We start from the raw sequence: 20,351 nt of genomic DNA on the forward strand, positions 1-20,351 counted from the left end.
TAAAGACGACGATCGGCTCACATCCATCTAAAACACTGTCTATTCTAGCCTCAACAACGATCTTAGCCTCTACAGAATCACTCCCAACAGTGCCATAAATCTTGTCTTTATCTTGTATACATAGCTATCCATTCATTCACACCATAAAACTGTTCAATCTCAATCCAAACCCTTATAAAACAGACGACTATGACCAAAATTAAATTGTATACAATTCACGACAAGCCATCTTTGTTGCGTTTTTGTAAATAAATAGTTGACCGCAGGGTCAGGATGGATAATTATTGACCTAGAAGTCAAAAAGAATACACATGGAAATATGTCGATTTACAAGGAGGTCTCTTGATTACTTTTTTGCTCAATCAGGAAATAAGACGCGAAGATAATCTGTCGCCAAATATGACAGTGCTCAACTACCTTCGTACCAAGATAAATAAGACGGGTACAAAAGAAGGTTGTGGGTCGGGCGACTGTGGCGCATGTACGGTAGTTCTGGGTGAAGTGGTTGATGGACAACTGCAATACCGCTCGGTGAACTCTTGCCTTACGTTCGTTTCAGCGCTGCATGGAAAGCAACTGATCACAGTAGAAGATCTACAAAACCGAGATCGCTCTTTGCACCCAGTACAGAAAGCGGTGGTGGATTTTCACGGTTCCCAATGTGGTTACTGCACACCGGGCTTCATCATGTCGATGTTTGCGCTAGGCAAGAACAAACCCGATGCGAGCAAAGAAGACGTCATGGAATCACTGGCGGGTAACCTATGTCGTTGTACTGGCTACCGACCAATTGTTGATGCTGCGATGTCGCTTTCAACAGACCAGCCTTTGATCGACCAATTTGCTGAACTTGAACGCAACACCATCAAGAAGCTAGAAGGTATTCAAGACACCGAGGCCAACTTACGCCTTGGTCACCTCACCGCTTTTTCCCCGAAAAGCACCGATGAGCTGGCCAAGCTTTTTCAAGCCCACCCGAACGCTAAGCTGGTTGCTGGCGGTACGGATTTAGCGCTGGAAGTGACGCAATTCCATCGTGAGATTGAAACACTGATCAGCGTGAACCTTGTTGAAGACATGAAGGTATGTGAAGAGACCGACACCGATCTAATCATTGGTGCCAACCTGCCTATCAGTGATTCTTACTCACTATTGAAAAAACACTACCCAGATTTTGGTGAACTGCTGCATCGCTTTGCTTCACTGCAAGTGCGTAACCAAGGCACCATCGGCGGTAATGTAGCGAATGCTTCACCTATCGGTGACACCCCTCCTCTGCTGATTGCCCTTAACGCAAAGATCAAACTTCGTTGCGGTGACGAGTCACGCACCATGCCGATTGAAGATTACTTCATCAGCTACAAAGTGACGGCGCAAAAAGAGAGTGAGTTCATTGAACAGATCATCATTCCTAAGCCAACTAACGACAGCTTCCGAGCTTACAAACTGTCTAAACGTTTAGACGACGACATCTCTGCGGTGTGTGGTGCGTTTGATATTCAAATCGAAGACGGCAAGGTTTCTTACGCTCGTATCGCTTTCGGCGGTATGGCTGCAACACCTAAGCGCGCGGCGCGTTGTGAAAATACGTTATTAGGCAAACCATGGACAGACGCTAATATTAAGTTAGCGATGCAGGAACTGTATAACGACTTTGAGCCGCTATCTGATTTCCGTGCCAGCCAAGAATACCGTTCATTGTCGGCAGCCAATATGTTGCGTCGTTACTTCATTGAACAGCAGAACAAAAACAACCAAATCGAAACAAGGGTAACGTCTTATGTCTAAATCAAATTCCTCTGTTCACAAGAGCAATGCGATGACCCACGAAGAGATGGTTACCATTGCAAAACAAGACCTAAAAACTGGCGTAGGTAAAAGCGTAAAACACGACAGTGCAACCAAGCAAGTCACGGGCGAAGCGGTATACATTGACGACCGCCTAGAGTTCCCAAATCAGCTGCACGTCTACGCACGCCTGAGCACTCAAGCACACGCGAACATTACCAATATAGATTTATCACCGTGTTACGAATTTGAAGGCGTGGCGATTGCCATTCAAGCCAAAGACGTACCAGGTGAATTGGACATTGGTGCAATCCTACCGGGCGACCCACTGCTTGCCGATGGCAAAGTAGAATACTACGGCCAACCTGTGATTGCTGTGGCAGCTAACGATCTAGAAACCGCACGCAAAGCCGCGCACGCAGCCGTTATTGAATACGAAGAGCTACCAGCCATTCTTGATGTGAAAGAAGCGCTGGCAAAAGAGCACTTCGTAACAGAAAGCCACACTCAACAGCGTGGTGACTCAAAAGCAGCACTGAAAAAAGCGAAACACGTGATCTCTGGTGACCTAGAGATCGGTGGCCAAGAACACTTCTACCTAGAAACGCAAATCAGTAGTGTAATGCCAACCGAAGACGGCGGCATGATCGTCTACACCTCTACACAGAACCCGACCGAAGTTCAAAAGCTGGTTGCGGAAGTGATTGGCGTGCCGATGCACAAAGTCGTGATTGATATGCGTCGTATGGGTGGTGGTTTCGGTGGTAAAGAGACTCAAGCAGCCTCTCCAGCCTGTATGGCTGCGGTGATTGCCCACCTTACAGGCCGACCGACCAAAATGCGTCTGCTGCGTAATGAAGACATGCAGCAAACCGGTAAACGCCACCCGTTCTACAATCAATATACAGTCGGTTTTGACGACAACGGTGTGATTCAAGGTGCCGACATTACCGTTGCAGGTAACTGTGGTTACTCACCAGACTTATCAAGTTCTATTGTCGACCGCGCGATGTTCCACTCAGACAACGCTTATTATCTAGGCGATGCAACTGTGGTCGGTCATCGATGCAAAACCAATACCGCATCGAACACCGCTTACCGTGGCTTTGGTGGCCCGCAAGGCATGATGACGATTGAACACATCATGGACGAGATTGCGCGTTACCTGAAAAAAGATCCTTTGGAAGTACGTAAAGCGAACTACTACGGCGAAGAAGGCCGTAATGTGACCCATTACTACCAAACCGTTGAAGACAACTTTTTACCTGAGATAACCGAACAGCTTGAACGCAGCAGTGACTATCACGCACGTCGTAAAGAAATCGCTGAGTTCAACAGGCAGAGCCCTATCTTGAAGAAAGGCCTTGCGATCACACCAGTGAAATTCGGCATCTCGTTTACTGCGACTTTCTTGAACCAAGCAGGTGCGCTCATCCATATCTACACCGATGGCAGTATTCATTTGAATCACGGTGGTACGGAAATGGGGCAAGGCTTGAACATCAAAGTGGCACAAATCGTTGCACAGGAGTTCCAAGTCGATGTCGAACGTATCCAGATCACCGCTACAAACACAGACAAAGTTCCGAACACATCACCAACCGCAGCCTCATCGGGCACCGACCTCAACGGTAAGGCCGCGCAAAACGCCGCAATGACCATTAAGCAGCGCCTGATTGACTTCGCTTCTTCGCACTTCAAAGTGTGGCCTGAAGAGGTGATATTTAAGAACGGCATGGTGCAGATCCGCGACGAGATCATGACCTTCAACTCGTTTGTTGAACTGGCTTGGTTTAACCAAATATCGCTATCGAGCACTGGTTTCTACCGCACTCCGAAGATCTATTACGATCACGAGAAAGCACGCGGTCGCCCGTTCTACTACTACGCGTATGGTGCCTCTTGCTCAGAGGTTATCGTCGATACGTTAACCGGTGAAAACAAGATCCTGCGCGTCGATATTTTGCATGACGTGGGCGCTTCACTGAACCCAGCAATTGATATAGGCCAAGTCGAAGGTGGCTTTGTGCAAGGTGTCGGTTGGTTAACAACGGAAGAGTTGGTTTGGAACCAGCAAGGCCGCTTGATGACCAATGGCCCTGCAAGTTACAAGATCCCTGCGATTGCTGATATGCCAATTGATTTTAGAACGCATCTTTTAGAAAACCGTAACAACCCAGAAGACACCGTCTTCAACTCGAAAGCTGTGGGTGAACCGCCTTTCATGTTGGGTATGTCGGTATGGAGCGCACTGAAAGACGCAATCAGCTATGTCGCCGTCGATGGCGCGATTCCTAAGCTCAACACACCTGCAACGCCAGAACGTATTCTGATGGCGATTCAGGAAGTCACTGAAACCGCTCCGACCTCGGTCGATGCTCAATCAGAAACGGCTTAAGGCTCGGTTTATATAGACCGCTTAGGGCGCAATAAATAGCTTAGAGCACCTATAAATAGCTTAGGAAGCATAGAAGGGATTTAGGAGGACGTATGTTTAAGGATAATTGGATTCACGAACTGGCAAAACTTGAAGAGAACTACGAGCCATGTGTGATGGTGACAGTGCTTGAAGACAGAGGCTCAGTGCCGCGTGATGCGGGTACCAAGATGCTTGTCACTCGTGACCGAATCATCGCTACGATTGGTGGTGGTCACCTTGAACATGTGGCCACTAAAATGGCTCGAGAGATGCTGATTGCCAGTGAAAAGTCGCTCAAAGTGGAACGTTTTAACCTAGGCGCTCGTTTGGGCCAGTGTTGTGGCGGAATGGCAACACTAAGCTTTGAACCGATTGGCACTCAGCAGAATCACCTTGTGTTGTTTGGCGCAGGCCACGTTGCCAAAGCGCTACTGCACATTGTCGCGACTCTGCCTTTCCGTGTGACCTGGATTGATGAACGTGAAGAAGTATTTCCTGAAACGCTGCCACATGGTGTGAAGAAGCTTGTCTCAGATGATCCGGTTGGCGAAGTGAAACACATGCCACCGAACAGCTATTACCTTGTGATGACGCACAACCACCAGCTCGATTTCGACCTGACCAAAGCGATTATTGACCGTGAAGATAGCCGTTACTTTGGCATGATCGGCTCGCTTACCAAGCGTAAGAAATTCGACTTCCGCTTAGAGCAGCGCGGCTACAGCCAAGAACAAATCGAAACCATGCTTTGCCCGATTGGCATTAGCGCCGTGAATGGCAAACATCCTGCCGAAATTGCGGTATCGGTTGCGGGTGAACTGATCGCACACTATCAAGGCCAAGCGCTTGAACAAAAGCGCCCAACCAAACAATATCGAAATCAGGGTTTGACCGATCAACACAGTCAACCAAGCGACGTAGGCGAACCACCATTGGAAGAGAAGATCGCCTAACACAAGTCGCAAAGCTTCAGTGGCCATAACGTCGCTGAAGTCATTAAAAGGAAGTAAACATGACAACGCAACGCAAAGCTTATCGCGCCAGTATTTTACACAGCGTCGCCGACCCAAAAGACGTCGGCATCGATGAGTCTTACGACTATTTTGAAGACGGTGTTTTAGTGGTTGAGAACGGCCATGTCGTCGACTTGGGCCATGTCGACGAGGTATTGGCTCGCCAACCTAAAACACTCGAAGTCAAAGAATACAAAGACAAGCTGATCACCTCTGGCTTTATTGATACGCACATCCACTACCCTCAAACAGGGATGATCGCGTCTTACGGTGAGCAACTTCTTGATTGGTTAGAGAACTACACCTTCCCAGAAGAAAAGCGCTTCAAAAACCCAGTCTACGCACACAAAGTGGCGAAGCTATTCCTAGACGAACTAGCAAGCAACGGCACAACCACGGCACTCGTGTTCGGCACGGTACACAAAGAGTCGGTTAACGTTTTCTTTGAAGAAGCTGAGAAGCGCAACCTACGTATGATTGCGGGTAAGGTTTTGATGGATCGCAATGCGCCTGATTACCTCACCGACACGCCAGAATCTGGCTACGCCGACTCCAAAGAACTGATTGAGAAATGGCACAACCGCAGCCGTTTGCTTTATGCCGTGACACCTCGTTTCGCGCCAACCAGTACACCAGAACAATTGGCTACCGTTGGTAAATTGCTAGAAGAGTACCCAGATGTGTATATGCACACGCACCTTTCTGAAAACGAGAAAGAGATTGAATGGGTAAAAGAACTGTTCCCAGAGCGCGACAGCTATTTGGATGTGTATGACCACTATGGCCTACTGCACAAACGTTCGGTTTTCGCCCATGGCATTCACTTGTCTGATTGCGAATGTAAGCGCCTAGCCGACACGGAATCTGCCATTGCTTTCTGCCCGACCTCTAACCTGTTCTTAGGCTCAGGTTTATTCCGATTACCAGAAATGGAAGAGCACGGCATTCGTGTTGGTATGGGGACTGATGTCGGCGCAGGCACTAGCTTCTCAATCCTACAAACCATGAGTGAAGCCTATAAGATCATGCAGCTACAGCATAAGAAGTTGCACCCAGCTAAGTCGCTATTCTTAGCCACATTAGGTGGTGCACGTTCACTGCATTTAGAAGACAAGATTGGCAACTTGGAAGTAGGAAAAGAAGCCGATTTCGTGGTGTTGGACTTACACGCCACACAATTGATGCGCTTTAGAATGGAACAAGCGACCAAGCTTGAAGAGAAGCTATTTGTATTGATGAGCCTGGGTGACGACAGAACCGTCAGCGAGACTTACATCTACGGCGAGAAAGCCTACGATGTGAATTTCAAAGATTATCAAAAGCTCGTTAGCTAGACTGAAAACCGAGTAACAATCGCTAGACAGCGACAGCCGTCGTTAATTAAAAATCCGTCCAGATTTATCTAGCCTTGAAAGACCAGTTGCTGATGCCACTGGTCTTTTTTGTGCTTCATTCAAAGAAATATAAATTAACCGTTCACAAACAACGATCTTCGGTGACGCCAAGTCATTATATTGATAGGTTAATGTTTATACATATCGACTTCATACTTCACTTTAGCGTCTCTCTAAAACATTCGTTTCTCAGCTAAATGGAAGCACTCAATCTAGAAAGGAATTCTATGTTCGAACAGGTCGTCAGCATTCTGTTTCCCGTTTTTGCTTTAGCCAGTGCTGGCTTTGCGGTGGGTCGTTGGCTCAAGCCCGATTTCAAACCGATCAATCGCATCAACATGGATGTGTGTATTCCTGCGCTAGTGTTTGCCTCGCTGACCACCATGCCTCTCGACACCGAACAACTGCCACTCATCACCGCCTCTTTGGTCGCGGTGTTGGTGCCCGCTTTATTGATGATACCAATCTGTAAGATCTTTAAGCTCAACTTCAAAGCTTGGGCGCCGCCACATATGTTCCGCAACAGTGGCAACCTGGCCATTCCCCTGTTCACCTATACCTTTGGTGAGAGTGCATTAGCCCCTGCGGTATTGCTGTTTGTGGTATCGGCATGCGTGCACATTAGTGTCGGTTTAGCGCTACTAAGCGAAGGTAATCCGATCAAACAGATCCTCAAGATGCCGATATTCTTAGCCGCAGCATTAGCGATGACGCTCAACCTGTCTGGCATTGCAGTATGGAATCCAATCTACGAAGCCACTTCACTGCTTGGACAAGCTGCTGTCCCAATTATGCTGTTGTCGTTGGGTTCGCAAATGGTGAACTTGAAGCTAAGCGGACTCAAAGTTGGCTTGCTGTGTACGGCTCAATCGCTGTTTACTGGTGCCATCGCCTTCGCCATCATCTACTTCTTTATCCCGCTGCCAACGCTGCACCTACAAATGATGGTGCTGTTCACCATGCTGCCACCTGCCGTGATGAACTACCTGTTCGCTGAACGGTTCAATGTCGAGCCGCCTAAAGTCGCATCTATGGTGTTGTTCGGCAACTTCCTAAGTGTGGTTACCTTGCCTATTTTACTGTCGTTCGCGCTGTCTATGTCGAGTTAATTGTTTACGCACTTATCCAGTTTAAGCTCTGCCGTCACTTTAGTAAGGCGCAGAGCAATAGCGAAACAGACTAAGTAAGGACTCACATACCAGAAGAGGCTTTCTAATGGCTGCTTCACCTGCGCTTCTCTGGTTTTTATGTATTGGTTTTTCTGCTTCTCATACTGACTCAGCATACCATCCACCCACACGGCATCGCTTTCAACCAGCGACACGCTCGGCGCAGGAACCGTAAAATCCGATGCGTTGGGTAACAAGGTGAAATCGACATCTTTGAACGTGATCGCCGTGTTCAAATACCATAAACACGCCTCATGGTGTTGCCCGTGAGAGTCCAAAGATGGCTGACCTGTACAGATGTCGCTTCTTAATTTATCCAAAGAAAACTGCTGAACCGATTCTAAAATCGCCACCGCTCTAGTTTGTTCGGTTTCAACCCAATCACCCGCTACTTTCGCACGAATCTCAGACACTGCACCCAGCATCCCGATACCCGCCAAGAACGGCCATAAATAATCCATAAGCTTCCATTTGCGTCGGCTCAAGTTGAACCCACACCAAATCGGAAGATGAAAAAGGAGCGTTAGCCCAAGCGATAGCAAAACGAAATTCAAAGAGCTAGAGAGCATGAGTTCGCTATCAAAGAAGTTCTTCATAATGAGAGACTTGCCTGTATAACAAAGAGAAATTTGATACTAAATTCGATATTTGAAAAGAGTGTAAGAGGAAAGTAAAAACAGCACAAAAAGTTAGGATTTGGATGAATAATATCCAATCGAAACTTGTTGTTATTTCAAAGCCAACACATGCTCGATAAAAGCCGACTTCTTTTCGCGGTATTCATCTTGTGGCCAACCTTCACAAGACATTTTGAGGGTGTTGTATTGCTCCACTAATGCCGGATTCGCACGTAGCTTGTCACGAAACCTTAGAAAACATTCGAACTCAGAACCATTGGCAACTACTTGCAAGGCCACGTCATGTCCTGATGTAGACTCCAACATGCACAGCTCCGGCGTTCTTAAGGTATCGAGTTTCTCATTGAAGCCGAGTGTTGTGAGTTGTTCAATGGCGTACTCAAGTTCACTCGATTCAATACCGACGAATATATCCAAGTCGCCTTTAGATACTGCAGATGGAATAGAAGATGCACCTACGTGCTCAACTCTCGCGTTAGGGATTAGCTTTTTGATGTCACGTTCGTATCGGATAAACAGCTCGTTGCAAGCTGCTTGGTATTGTTCCGCGGGGTAAAATTTCATATATCCTTACTCCGAATCACAAACTATTGAACACACCAATTGCTAACAGAAGCAACACGATGCTAATAGCTCCGATATAAGAGATTCTGGTTCGCTCTTTTTCAGTTGGAATCAATGGGGGGAAGCGCCCCAATGTGAATACTTTACAAACTATCCAGCCAGCTCCGTAACCAATGAACTCAATCAATATCGACTGAAACAGATACCTAAAGAATGAGCTCAATGCCCTAAAATACGCGACTATCAAGTCTTCCATTTTTTGTCCTAACTAAAGTCAATTTGGACTAAAAGTGCCATGGGTAGAGATTCATATCAAGAACCTTATACAGGACTGCGCACGCAATGAATCAGTTTAAACGTAAGTACTTACTATCGACATGCAATGACTCACAGAGCTTCCTTGCTAAACGATATAGCTAAAAGACTGTAAGCCACCTATGCGAGATACCAAGCTTAAGTAAGTTCTCTTCAGCTGTTTTTATCTCGCTAGCTACCCATAATCGTATTTAATAACGCTTCAAAATCTACGCTTGATACGCCCTCAATAACTTCATTAAGCCAAGTTGTGACAGTCGCAATATTGGCTATTGAAGATAATTTCCTGGAAATAGAAGACTTCTCTATTTCTTGTGTACGTAGTTCTTTATCTGGAATGCTAGCGAATTGATTTAGTTCATTCGCAAACCCTAGCCTTTCTTGAGGTTTTGATTCAGACAACGCTTGAAGAAATTTTTCATCGGTTGAGCCAGCAACAATCCCCATGCCATTGTTAAGGAAAGTAGTTGTATCCATTTCAACTTCTACACCTTCTCCTAAAAGCATACCGATACCATTTTCTTCAAAATGGCAATCGCTCATCTTAATCGTTGTTTTCGGGTGTTGAGTTGAAGTTGGTTTCTTTCTAAATGGAATAACGTTACTCATTAATGGTTTCCTATATGCCTAGGTCAAGTTTAGGTGGATGCACACTTGATATTTCAATACAGCTTTAACTTTAATAAGAATAATCAAGTAAAATTGTTAGCATAGGTAACATAAAGATTTGATTACACCAAAATACTTAATAAAACCCAATTCTTCGAACTCTAAACCACATATGCACCTAGAGTCACCAACTGAATGATAATTCTGCATTTCCTTTGTCCAAAAACAAAAAGCCCCGGTTATAGGAACCGGGGAAACAGGGTGGGATGAGTTTGGCGCGTGCCCGAAACCAAACTCTCCCCAAGCCTCACCTAAGACTCATGCTCTTAGGTAAAGGATTTACATCATTATTGAAGCGTAGCGCCTTGCTCTACCCAAGTGCCGATGAGTGCGCGTTCTTCGTCGGTCATTTGAGTCATGTTGCCGAGCGGCATCACCTTGGTTGTTACGGTTTGAGCAACAATCCTTGGGACGTTGGCTTTAATCTCTTCAGGGGTATCAAACATCACACCGGCTGGCGCAGCAGCAAAAGCGGCGTGGCTCGGGGTTGATGAATGACACACAGAACAGCGCTCTTGAATGACTTTGTTAATGGTTTCAAAGCTTACACCTGCGCTAGCCGTTTGCATTGCGTGGTCTGCAGGTACAGCTTGAGAACTAGTCGTCGTTGACGCTGTGTCGTTTCCAGCAAGCTCTTCTGTCGCTGATTCAGTCGCGCTGACTTGCACTTCTTGAACCACAGGTGCTTGCACAACCGGAGTCATCTGTTTTTTCGCGTAAGGTGAAGTCACAAACGCAAGCGTGATCATACCCAATGCCGCTACTGGTACTGTCCATGCAAACTTCTGGCTACCATGACGGGTGTTGAAGTAGTGGCGCACCAAGATACTGAAGATCGCTAGCCCAGCAAGAATCAGCCAGTTGTATTCCGAGCCATAAGTACTTGGGAAGTGGTTACTGATCATGATGAACAACACTGGCAATGTCATGTAGTTGTTGTGACGAGAACGCAGTAGGCCTTTCGCTGGCAGTGCCGGATCCGGTTCACGCTTCTCTTCAATCGCTTTCACCAAGTTGCGTTGTGCAGGCATGATAACCCGGAATACGTTACCCACCATGATGGTACCAATGATCGCACCCACGTGGATGTAGGCACCACGACCACTGAATACTTGGGTTAGGCCGTACGTCGCAGCAACGAGCAGAACAAACAACACAACGCCAAGTAACACGGGGGTTTTACCTAAAGGCGAGTCACACAGTAAGTCGTAGATAAACCAACCAGCAACGAATGAGCCAATACCAATCGCGATTGCCGTTGTTGAATCAAGGCCAGAGCCCGGTGCAATCAGGTAAATCTCAGCGTTAAGGTAGTAAACCACACCCAGTAGACACACACCGGTGATCCACGTGAAGTAGGCTTCCCATTTGAACCAGTGCAGGTGCTCTGGCATCTCTGGTGGCGCAAGTTTGTACTTCTCTAGGTGATAAATACCACCGCCGTGAATTGCCCATAAGTCGCCTGAAAGGCCCGTTTTGGGGTTTACTCGGTTAAGGTTGTTCTCTAACCAAACAAAGTAAAATGATGCGCCTATCCACGCAACACCAACAATCATGTGAGCCCAGCGTATTGCTAAGTTCAACCACTCTGTAATATGCGGATCCATAATAAACTCCTGTATCACAACGCTTTAGCTAAGCGTTGCTCTTCCTTATTGTCGTCCGTTGGCAAGTCGTCCAAATGCAATGCCACTCGATCGCTGTCGAAATAAACTTCGTCACAGTTGTGCCCTTCGCCGCCTCTATCGACGATCAAGTACTGGTCTTGATCAGTAAGCGCAAGAACTGGGTGATGCCACACCCCTTTGTGATAGTTCACTCCTTGACGGCCGTTGCTCAAGAAAGCTCGGCTATTGGCTAATGTTGGATCGTCGCCTTTTGGCGCAACAACAATTAAATAGGGTTGACCAAGTAATGGAATGAATGCCTGAGAGCCAAGTGGATGACGCTCTAACATTTTGATGGTCAGTGGGTAGCTCAACGGTGTGGCTTGGAAGATGCTGATGATCGCTTCTCCATCTTGGTCTTGCACATCAGTTGTCGCTAGCTTGTGGTAGCGACGTGTTGACCCACTGTTGATCATGAAGAAATCACTATTATCGGACTCGATAACATCGCCAAACTCTGCAAAAGCCTGCTTGGTTAACGGTTCGATGGATAAACGACGTATTCCATTACTCATACTCATTTCCTTACCTATTTCGCTTTCGTACCAAACAGACGCAAACGGCTGATACCACCATCTGGGAATATGTTTGCACGTACGTGGGTAATCGCACCAAGGTCGTTTACCTCAGAAATGAATTTGTGAATTTCGTGCGCTTGCAGCTTTTGTGCTGGCAACAGTTCACGCCAGAATAGGCTTTGTGTTTCTACTTGGTCGTCGGTACCGCCCTTCACATAAGCCGCTTGAATCGAGCAGCTATCTGGGTAGTTACCTTTGAAGTGGGCTGTATCAACAACGATGCGTTCGATGTTACCTGGGTGGCCTAGTGCCACGATAACCCAGTCGTTACCCGGTGTACGACGACGTGCTGTTTCCCAGCCATCACCCATGTTTTCACCACGGCCTGGGCCTAAGATGTTGGCTTTGTTGCCATAGTGCTCATCGCTACATGCGAGTGCTCGGCCACCGTGTTCAACGGCTGCTAAGTCAACTTGTTGCTGAGAATCTATTGCGTCCCAATCGACACTTGGTCGGCCATAAACACGTAAGCGCGCGACACCACCGTCTGGATAGATGTTCAAACGTAGGTGCGTAAATACTTGGTCACTTTCGATGGCTTCAAGATGATGATGATCACCCTGTAGTGCCATTGAAGGCAGAATTTCTTGCCACTCTGTTGAGTCAGTTGGCTCACCTTGTGGTGAATAACACGCGTCAATTGATGCCGAAGGTGGGAAGTTACCTGTGAAGAATGAGGTATCAATATCAACGCCAGCAATGGTGCCAGCTAGGCCAAGGCGAACGACACAGTAGTCGTAACCTTCACCACGTTTACGTCTGCTTTCCCAACCGTCCATCCACTTGCCGTTATCGTCGTATAAGTCGTCTTTCCACTCTGCCGCTGCGTGGCTGAGTAGACGGCTTTTATCCGCGAAAAAATCGTCTGTTGCGAAGGTGGCTTCTGCACCGAGTTTTTCGTCTGCAAGGTTTATGTACTGTTCAAATTTATGGGTCATGTCCGTGTAATCCTATGAAATTAATCAAGTAATAATAAAATGAGAACTTAGTGGCTTATGTTTTTACAAATCAAACCTTTAACGCACTAAGACTGGGCTGAGATAGCTGTTAACTCCGTTAACTTACATATCCCAGAGACGAAACATCGCGATCTTGTTGATCTCTTGAATCGCCGTAGCAAACTCAGTTTCACTATCATTTCCTAATCGCATCTCGAACGACTCAAGAATTTGGTAACGATTGGCTCCCTTCACCGCCATGATAAAAGGGAAATTGAAGCGACTTTTGTAGCTGTTGTTGTAAGAAGTGAATTTTTCAAATTCTTCGGCGCTGCATTGGTCGATGCCCGCCCCCGCTTGTTCTTTGGTCGACGACTCGGTGAGTTCGCCGTTTACTGCTGCTCGACCGGCTAAATCCGGGTGAGCGTTGATCAAAGCCAACTGTTTGCCTTGGTCTGCACTTAACAAGGTCGATGCCATTTTCAGATGAAGATTCTCGATATGGTCATCTTCGGCATTCAAACCTTGGTCATACACCACTTCTGCAACCCATGGGCTGTGCTCGTAAACATCAGCAAAGTGAGCGACAAAGGTATCGCGGTCCATGGTTGTTGGTTGGCATGATCGAAATTCAGTCACGTTAAGCCTCCTTGCTTCACTGCTACTTTTGCTGTTGATGATTAGCGTTATTTGGTTGATATGGATGATGTTGGTGCCAGTGGTTGGCGATATCGATTCGACGACATAACCACACGCTGTCGTGCTGTTTTACGTAATCTAAGAAACGTCTCAATGCAGCAATACGACCGGGGCGACCAATCAGACGACAATGCAGCCCAACCGACATCATTTTCGGTGCGGTTTCGCCTTCCATATAAAGGGTGTCAAACGTGTCTTTCAGATATTGGAAGAACTGCTCACCAGAGTTAAAGCCTTGCGCCGTTGAAAAACGCATATCGTTCACATCAAGTGTGTAAGGGATCACCAGTTGTGGATGACCGGTTTCGGTGTGCCAATAAGGCAGGTCATCGTCGTAGGCATCTGAGTCGTAAAGGAAGCCACCTTCTTCTGCAACTAAACGACGAGTATTCGGCCCTGTACGACCGGTATACCAACCTTGCGGGCGTTGACCCGTTACCTGTTGGATGATCTCAATCGCTTTGGTCATGTGGTCGCGCTCTTCTGACTCATCAATGTATTGATAGTCTATCCAGCGATAACCGTGGCTACAGATTTCGTGACCTGCTTCGACCATGGCTTCAGCTACGTCTGGGTGACGCTCAATTGCCATAGCGACCGCAAATACAGTCAGTGGAATTTCATATTCATCGAACAAGCGAAGAACACGCCACACACCCGCTCGGCTACCATACTCATAGATGGACTCCATGCTGATGTGACGCTCGCCTTTGATCGGCTGTGCTGACGGGATCTCTGAAAGAAAGGCTTCAGACTCGTCGTCTCCATGTAACAAACAACGCTCACCGCCCTCTTCATAGTTCAATACAAAAGAAACCGCGACGCGCGCATTACCTGGCCATTGAGGGTTGGGAGGATTCGCTCCGTAACCGATCAAATTTCTTGAATAATCCTTATTCATCCAAGTACTCCTAACATAAGTGGTTGGCTTAGCCGCTCTTCAACTGACCCATCGAAATGATTCAGCTATTGGTTATTTCAAAACCGAGCAACCTTACCCCTGTACATTTATTGTATACAATTATTTATCTCAATGTAAAGATTTTGTTATTCAAGTTAAATTTAAACCACTTTGTAGTCTTAAAACAACAATTTAATAAAACCCAACCTCACCAAAAAACGATAATAAGGATCTGTAAAGTCAGAAAAAAAGACACAATAGTTAACATTTTTACAACAATTTGCTTTACTAATTGTGTACAGTTCGTACATAGTTAGTGATAACAAAGTGACCAGTTGCACTCTTTTGCAAGGTCGAAATGGATACATAAACCACGGAACAGAGGAGCGCCAAAAGCGCTATTAAAGGACTATGGGAAGATTAACAACACACGTATTAGACACCACACACGGCTTGCCTGGCGCAGAGATCAAGGTAGAGCTTTATAAGGTAAACGAAGACTCAACAGAAAAGCTGGCGACCGTGCTCACCAACTCCGATGGCCGTACCGATGCGCCGATTCTGGCAGGAAATGATTTCCGCCCGGGGAAATATCAATTGGTGTTCTATGTAGCCGATTACTACAAAAGCAAAGGTGTCGAATTAGATGGCGTGCCTTTCCTAGACGATGTGGTTATTCGTTTCGGCTTGGATGATCCCGATGCGCACTACCACGTTCCGCTTTTAGTCTCACCATACAGTTTCTCGACTTATCGGGGCAGTTAGTCCCAATGCTTAGAATCCCGATCTAGGCTCAATCACCCAATAATAAACAGATTCATGCGTGCATCTAAAAAGATGCATGCTCATTAAACACGCTCACATAAAAATACTAACAACGTTAACAGTTAAAAAATGAGCCGCGCAAAGCTCATGAATAACGAGTTAGAGCTAGGAAAAACCTTAAAACTTAATATTGAAATCTCGCTGTATTCAATAAATGGATCACAACATAAAAGGACTTGCAGACATGAGTGAGAGTAAAACAGAAATACTCAACCAAGATGCGAACAACGGAATTTTAGAGAAGCTCTTTAAGATTAAGGCACACGGAAGCAGTGTAAAAAATGAGTTAGTCGGCGGTGTCACCACCTTCGCGACCATGGCTTATATCATCTTCGTTAACCCACAAATCATGGCCGCTTCAGGCATGGATGCCGGGGCAGTATTCGTCGCAACCTGTATTGGTGCTGCGATCGGCTGTTTGTTAATGGGGCTATTTGCGAACTGGCCTGTCGGCCTAGCACCGGGCATGGGTTTGAATGCGTTCTTCTCATTCACAGTAGTAAGCGAAATGGGTTACAGCTGGGAAGTGGCACTGGGTGCGGTGTTTATCTCCGGTATCTTGTTTGTCGGGATGAGTTTCTACAAAGTCCGCCAATGGATCATCGAGAGTATTCCTGAGAGCTTGCGCTATTCCATGACTGCAGGTGTTGGTTTGTTCTTAGGTCTAATTGGCTTAAAAACAGCGGGTATCGTCGTCGAAAACCCAGCAACTTTGGTTTCATTGGGTGACTTCACGAAACCAGAAGCTCTGCTTGCTGCGATTGCATTCTTGATCATTGCGGTTCTGAGTGAGCGTAAAGTGTTTGGCGCGGTGCTTATCGGTATTTTGAGTGTAACGCTAGTCGGCATGATGCTTGGCCTAGTTCACTACGATGGCTTCTTCGCTGCACCACCAAGTTTAGCGCCTACCTTTATGGCAATGGATATCGCCGGTGCACTAAACGTATCGATGATCAGCGTTATCTTGGCTTTCCTTTTTGTAAACATGTTTGATACAGCTGGTACCTTGATGGGCGTAGCTGAGCGTGCAAACCTGACCAACCCTGAAACGGGCAAGATTGAAGGCCTAAGCAAAGCACTGAAAGCCGACAGTATTTCAAGCGTGGCGGGTGCGTGTGTAGGCTGTCCGCCAGTAACCAGTTATGTAGAGAGTGCAGCCGGTGTTGCAGCAGGCGCACGTACTGGCCTATCTGCGATTGTGGTTGGTGTGTTGTTCTTAGCGGCAATTTTTCTATCACCGTTAGCCGGTATGATCCCAGCTTACGCAACGTCTGGTGCTCTTATTTACGTCGCATTCGTGATGATGAGCAGCATGCAGCACGTCGATTGGAAAGACTTTACTAACGGTGCTCCAGCCGCGATTACCGCACTAATGATGCCACTGACCTTCTCTATCGCGAATGGTATCGCATTGGGTTTCATTACCTACACCGTGCTTAAGTTAGCGACAGGTAAAACCAAAGATGTGTCTATCTCGATGTACTTCCTAGCGGCTATCTTCATCGCCAAGCTGGTGTTCATCGGTTAACCCTATAGTTCCTGAGCAGTCATTTCTTGATTGCTCACAACGTTGCTTGGCTGGTTCGCAAGCCAAGCAACAACATGATTTTTAAGAAAGCTAATTGCATTGATGACGAAAGAGTAGAAACCCTACCGATTCAGTGCACTTTTTTATGACCCTACGCAGTTTGTAGAAGTCATTATTTGACCGCCAATCGCCTGTAAACGGAAACGCAGGCAGAGGAATATCAAATGAAACTTCTGTACACCCTAAATGAAAGACCGCCTCACGGCTTAACCTTCCTACTCGCATTACAGCACATGCTCGCCTCGATTGGTGGCATCGTCGCTGTTCCCCTTATTGTCGGCGCGTCAATTGGCTTGCCTAACACCGAGATCGTTTCATTGATCAATGCTGCGCTGCTGGCGTCAGGTATTGTGACCGTCGCTCAATGTCTCGGTTTTGGCCCTGTTGGCATTCGACTGCCCGTGGTGATGGGTTCGAGCTTTGCCTTTTTGGGCGTCGCTATCTCGATTGGTAACGAAGGTGGCGTCGCCGCGATCATGGGCTCAGCGCTTATCGGCTCGTTCGTGGTGATTGGTGCCAGCTTCTATATGGACAAGGTTCGGAAACTGTTCCCAACCGTGGTAAGTGGTGTAGTGGTTACCTTAATCGGCTTAACCATTTTACCGGTTGCCATGAACTGGGTCGGAGACTCTCCTGCCAACACAGAACAATTCGCCACGCTGCCAAAGCTGTTTCTAGCACTGATCTCTTTGGGGATTGTGGTTGGCGTATCGGTTTACTGTAAAGGCGCGGTTGCCGCTTCGGCCATCGTGATTGGTTTAGCGGGCGGTTATATTGTGGCGCTATCACTCGGCATGGTCGACCTTGAGCAAATCAGCTCTGCCGCTTGGGTTGGCGGACCTGAGCCCTTCAAATATGGCTTTACCTTTTCTGCGAGTGCCATCATCAGCATGAGCTTGGTGTACATCGTGGTTATCGCCGAAGCAACAGGTGACTTCATGGCACTAGGCAACAACTGCCAAACCCAAGTCAGCGGTAAAGACTTAAAACGTGGTCTATTAGGCGATGGACTTGGTAGTACCTTATCTTCGATTTTAACGGCAATGCCACTGGCATCGTTCAGTCAAAACGTCGGTATTGTGGGTATCACAGGTGTAGCAAGTCGTTATGTAGTGGCTGCAACCGGTGGTTTGCTAATTTTAGGCGGTTTATTCCCGAAATTAGCCGCTATTGCCGTCACGATTCCGAAACCTGTTCTAGGTGGTGTGGGTTTTGTGATGTTCGGTATGATTGCCTACGCGGGTATCCGCATGTTGATCAAGGCCGCAGACACCAAGCGAAATGCCTTGGTAATCTGTGTCGGTTTGGCGTCTGGCTTGGCCGTCACTTTCGAACCACGATTGCTGCAACACTTGCCGCATGACCTTGCGAACTTTCTTCACTCTGGCATCACTACCGGTACTATCATGACGGTGCTATTGAACCTTGTTTTACCAAAGTCTTCACGAGCAGAAGAGCAAGAAGCACTGGCCGAAAGCCAAGCGCAAGTTGAGCTAGAAATGAAAGAACAGGCTGAAGAAGAACGACACTCAGACGAGCAATTAGAGATTCAACAAGCAAGTACAGAAGCAGACGTTCAAGCGGCTTCAGAAAACCCTGAGCCCAAAGCGAACTAACTGGTTCACTGACTGACGTAAAACCGATTTTCACAGAATCAGGGCTGATTAGAGCATTGAACGTTTTAACGCCCTGATTCGAATTTATCTTTCACTACAAATACCAATAAAGACCCTCTTCCCTGAAAAGGCTGAGATGGCTAAGGACTACTATGAATGGAAACCATCTGGATTAAGAATCCTCTCGCAATCTACACTGGCTCATTGGCTGATGCAGAAGGCGGAATTGTCATTAAAGGTAATACAATCATTGAGCTGGTTGGCAAACACAAAGAGCCAACCTTACCCGTAGATTACAGCGTCGACGCCTCTCGTCATGTTGTGACTCCTGGGCTTATCAATGCGCACCACCACTTCTATCAAACCCTAACGCGTGCCTACCCCGGCGCACTGAATAAAGAACTCTTCCATTGGCTACAAAGCCTCTATCCAGTTTGGGCCAACCTCGATTCGGAGATGATGAGCCTTGCCACAGAGCTGGCGCTGGTTGAGTTAATGATGTCGGGCTGTACCACTGCTTCCGATCACCATTACTTGCTACCAGACGGGCTTGAGCACGCTATTGATTTGCAAGTCGAGGCCGCAGAGAAACTGGGCGTTAGAGCGATATTTACCCGAGGTTCCATGAGCCTAGGGGAAGATGAGGGTGGATTGCCACCAAGACACACCATTCAAACCGAACAAACCATCATTGATGACAGCCAGCGCTTGATTCGTGATTACCACCAGCGTGATGAAGGGGCGATGATTCAAATCGCGCTCGCGCCTTGTTCGCCGTTCTCAGTCACTACCGACCTGATGAAAGAGACCGCCAAGATCAGTGAGCGTGAAAACGTCATGATGCACACGCACCTATGCGAAACGCTCGATGAAGAAGACTTCTGTATAGAGAAGTTTGGCTTGCGCCCAGTTGATTACCTAGAAGATGTGGGTTGGCTGAACGAGCGCACTTGGCTCGCTCATGGTATTCACTTCAATCCAGAAGAGATCAAACGTTTGGGTAAAGCAGGCATTGGTATCAGTCACTGCCCAACTTCCAATATGATGTTGGCTTCCGGTATTTGTAAAAACAACGATCTAGAAGCAGCAGGCGTAAAAGTCGGGCTAGGTGTGGATGGTTCGGCCTCAAACGACGGCTCTAATATGATTGCCGAAGTGCGCATGGCGATGTATCTACAACGCCTGCAATATGGTTCCGCCAACGTTTCACACTTTGATGCATTGCGCTGGGCGACATCCGGTTCTGCCGCGGCAATGGGCAGAACCGACATTGGTACACTAGAGGTTGGCAAACAAGCCGATATCGCGATGTTCAAGCTCGATGATATTCGTTTTTCTGGCAGCCACGACCCACTGGCCGCATTACTACTTTGTGGTGCTCAACAAGCGGATAAAGTGATGGTTGCAGGTAAGTGGCGAGTGAACGATGGCGCTGTGATTGGCGTAGACATGGAACAACTAATGCACCGCCACCATGCAGCTGCAATGAAGCTAGGTAAACTGGCGATGAATAACTAGGTACACGCCAACTAGAAAAGCGAAAACAAAAAGGCCGACATGATGTCGGCCT

At 47.1% G+C, this 20,351-nt stretch carries 18 protein-coding genes; 9 read left to right on the top strand and 9 right to left on the bottom strand.

All coding sequences use genetic code 11. From position 1 onward, the window contains the following. The first annotated feature begins 342 nt into the window (after positions 1–342). The 5 genes from xdhA to AB4307_RS03380 all read left to right on the top strand — a co-directional run bounded on the left by xdhA (position 343) and on the right by AB4307_RS03380 (position 7,723). Positions 343–1,788 (top strand): xanthine dehydrogenase small subunit, encoded by a 1,446-nt coding sequence (gene xdhA / locus AB4307_RS03360; protein ID WP_372131112.1) that lies wholly within the window; start codon positions 343–345, stop codon positions 1,786–1,788. After that, entirely contained in the window at positions 1,781–4,186 is a 2,406-nt protein-coding gene (gene xdhB, locus AB4307_RS03365; protein WP_372131114.1) for a xanthine dehydrogenase molybdopterin binding subunit, read from the top strand. Before xdhA ends, xdhB begins: the two co-directional genes overlap by 8 nt. A gap of 92 nt (positions 4,187–4,278) precedes the next feature. Further along, a complete protein-coding gene (gene xdhC / locus AB4307_RS03370; RefSeq protein ID WP_136974171.1) occupies positions 4,279–5,160 on the top strand; it encodes a xanthine dehydrogenase accessory protein XdhC in 882 nt (293 codons plus the stop codon). Between the two features lie 59 nt (positions 5,161–5,219). Beyond that, the gene (gene guaD / locus AB4307_RS03375) at positions 5,220–6,554 is read left to right on the top strand and encodes a guanine deaminase (RefSeq protein WP_108180033.1); all 1,335 of its coding nucleotides are present in this window, start codon (positions 5,220–5,222) and stop codon (positions 6,552–6,554) included. Between the two features lie 287 nt (positions 6,555–6,841). Continuing rightward, positions 6,842–7,723 carry an AEC family transporter gene (locus AB4307_RS03380; RefSeq protein WP_004732869.1) on the top strand — a complete coding sequence of 294 codons (882 nt, stop codon included), beginning with the start codon at positions 6,842–6,844 and terminating at the stop codon, positions 7,721–7,723. Here AB4307_RS03380 and AB4307_RS03385 read toward each other — a convergent pair. The 9 genes from AB4307_RS03385 to puuE form a co-directional block, all read right to left on the bottom strand. Beyond that, on the bottom strand, positions 7,720–8,244 hold the full coding sequence (locus AB4307_RS03385; RefSeq protein ID WP_136982328.1) for a hypothetical protein: 525 nt from the start codon (positions 8,242–8,244) through the stop codon (positions 7,720–7,722). The two genes, AB4307_RS03380 and AB4307_RS03385, sit on opposite strands and share 4 nt — an antisense overlap. A 267-nt stretch (positions 8,245–8,511) precedes the next feature. Further along, on the bottom strand, positions 8,512–8,985 hold the full coding sequence (locus tag AB4307_RS03390; protein WP_137002188.1) for a GrpB family protein: 474 nt from the start codon (positions 8,983–8,985) through the stop codon (positions 8,512–8,514). A 16-nt stretch (positions 8,986–9,001) separates the two neighbouring features. Next, complete coding sequence (locus AB4307_RS03395; RefSeq protein WP_017086627.1) at positions 9,002–9,241, bottom strand: hypothetical protein; 240 nt, start codon at positions 9,239–9,241, stop codon at positions 9,002–9,004. A gap of 230 nt (positions 9,242–9,471) precedes the next feature. Next, entirely contained in the window at positions 9,472–9,909 is a 438-nt protein-coding gene (locus AB4307_RS03400; protein WP_004732861.1) for a hypothetical protein, read from the bottom strand. 347 nt (positions 9,910–10,256) lie between these two features. Beyond that, positions 10,257–11,576, bottom strand: coding sequence for a urate hydroxylase PuuD (locus tag AB4307_RS03405; RefSeq protein ID WP_372100807.1), 1,320 nt, complete (start codon positions 11,574–11,576; stop codon positions 10,257–10,259). 14 nt (positions 11,577–11,590) lie between these two features. Beyond that, on the bottom strand, positions 11,591–12,151 hold the full coding sequence (locus tag AB4307_RS03410; RefSeq protein WP_372131116.1) for an ureidoglycolate lyase: 561 nt from the start codon (positions 12,149–12,151) through the stop codon (positions 11,591–11,593). Between the two features lie 14 nt (positions 12,152–12,165). Continuing rightward, complete coding sequence (gene alc, locus AB4307_RS03415) at positions 12,166–13,152, bottom strand: allantoicase (protein WP_372131118.1); 987 nt, start codon at positions 13,150–13,152, stop codon at positions 12,166–12,168. A gap of 123 nt (positions 13,153–13,275) precedes the next feature. Then, positions 13,276–13,791, bottom strand: a complete 516-nt coding sequence (gene uraD / locus AB4307_RS03420; protein ID WP_048613965.1) for a 2-oxo-4-hydroxy-4-carboxy-5-ureidoimidazoline decarboxylase — start codon at positions 13,789–13,791, stop codon at positions 13,276–13,278. A gap of 22 nt (positions 13,792–13,813) precedes the next feature. Then, positions 13,814–14,752: an allantoinase PuuE gene (puuE, locus tag AB4307_RS03425; RefSeq protein WP_372131120.1), complete on the bottom strand. Its 939-nt coding sequence runs from the start codon at positions 14,750–14,752 to the stop codon at positions 13,814–13,816. 411 nt (positions 14,753–15,163) lie between these two features. Between puuE and uraH the strand changes: the two genes are divergently transcribed. The 4 genes from uraH (at position 15,164) to AB4307_RS03445 (ending at position 20,299) form a co-directional block, all read left to right on the top strand. Then, positions 15,164–15,517: a hydroxyisourate hydrolase gene (gene uraH / locus AB4307_RS03430; RefSeq protein WP_061033007.1), complete on the top strand. Its 354-nt coding sequence runs from the start codon at positions 15,164–15,166 to the stop codon at positions 15,515–15,517. Positions 15,518–15,761: 244 nt separating this feature from the next. Then, positions 15,762–17,105: an NCS2 family permease gene (locus tag AB4307_RS03435; protein ID WP_017065002.1), complete on the top strand. Its 1,344-nt coding sequence runs from the start codon at positions 15,762–15,764 to the stop codon at positions 17,103–17,105. 224 nt (positions 17,106–17,329) lie between these two features. After that, positions 17,330–18,781 carry a nucleobase:cation symporter-2 family protein gene (locus AB4307_RS03440; RefSeq protein ID WP_102450562.1) on the top strand — a complete coding sequence of 484 codons (1,452 nt, stop codon included), beginning with the start codon at positions 17,330–17,332 and terminating at the stop codon, positions 18,779–18,781. A gap of 156 nt (positions 18,782–18,937) precedes the next feature. Continuing rightward, the gene (locus AB4307_RS03445) at positions 18,938–20,299 is read left to right on the top strand and encodes an 8-oxoguanine deaminase (RefSeq protein ID WP_372057742.1); all 1,362 of its coding nucleotides are present in this window, start codon (positions 18,938–18,940) and stop codon (positions 20,297–20,299) included. The last annotated feature ends 52 nt before the right edge of the window (positions 20,300–20,351 follow it).

This window comes from Vibrio sp. 10N.261.52.C2, from assembly GCF_041471425.1.
In the GTDB taxonomy this organism is placed as follows: Bacteria; Pseudomonadota; Gammaproteobacteria; order Enterobacterales; family Vibrionaceae; genus Vibrio; species Vibrio crassostreae_C.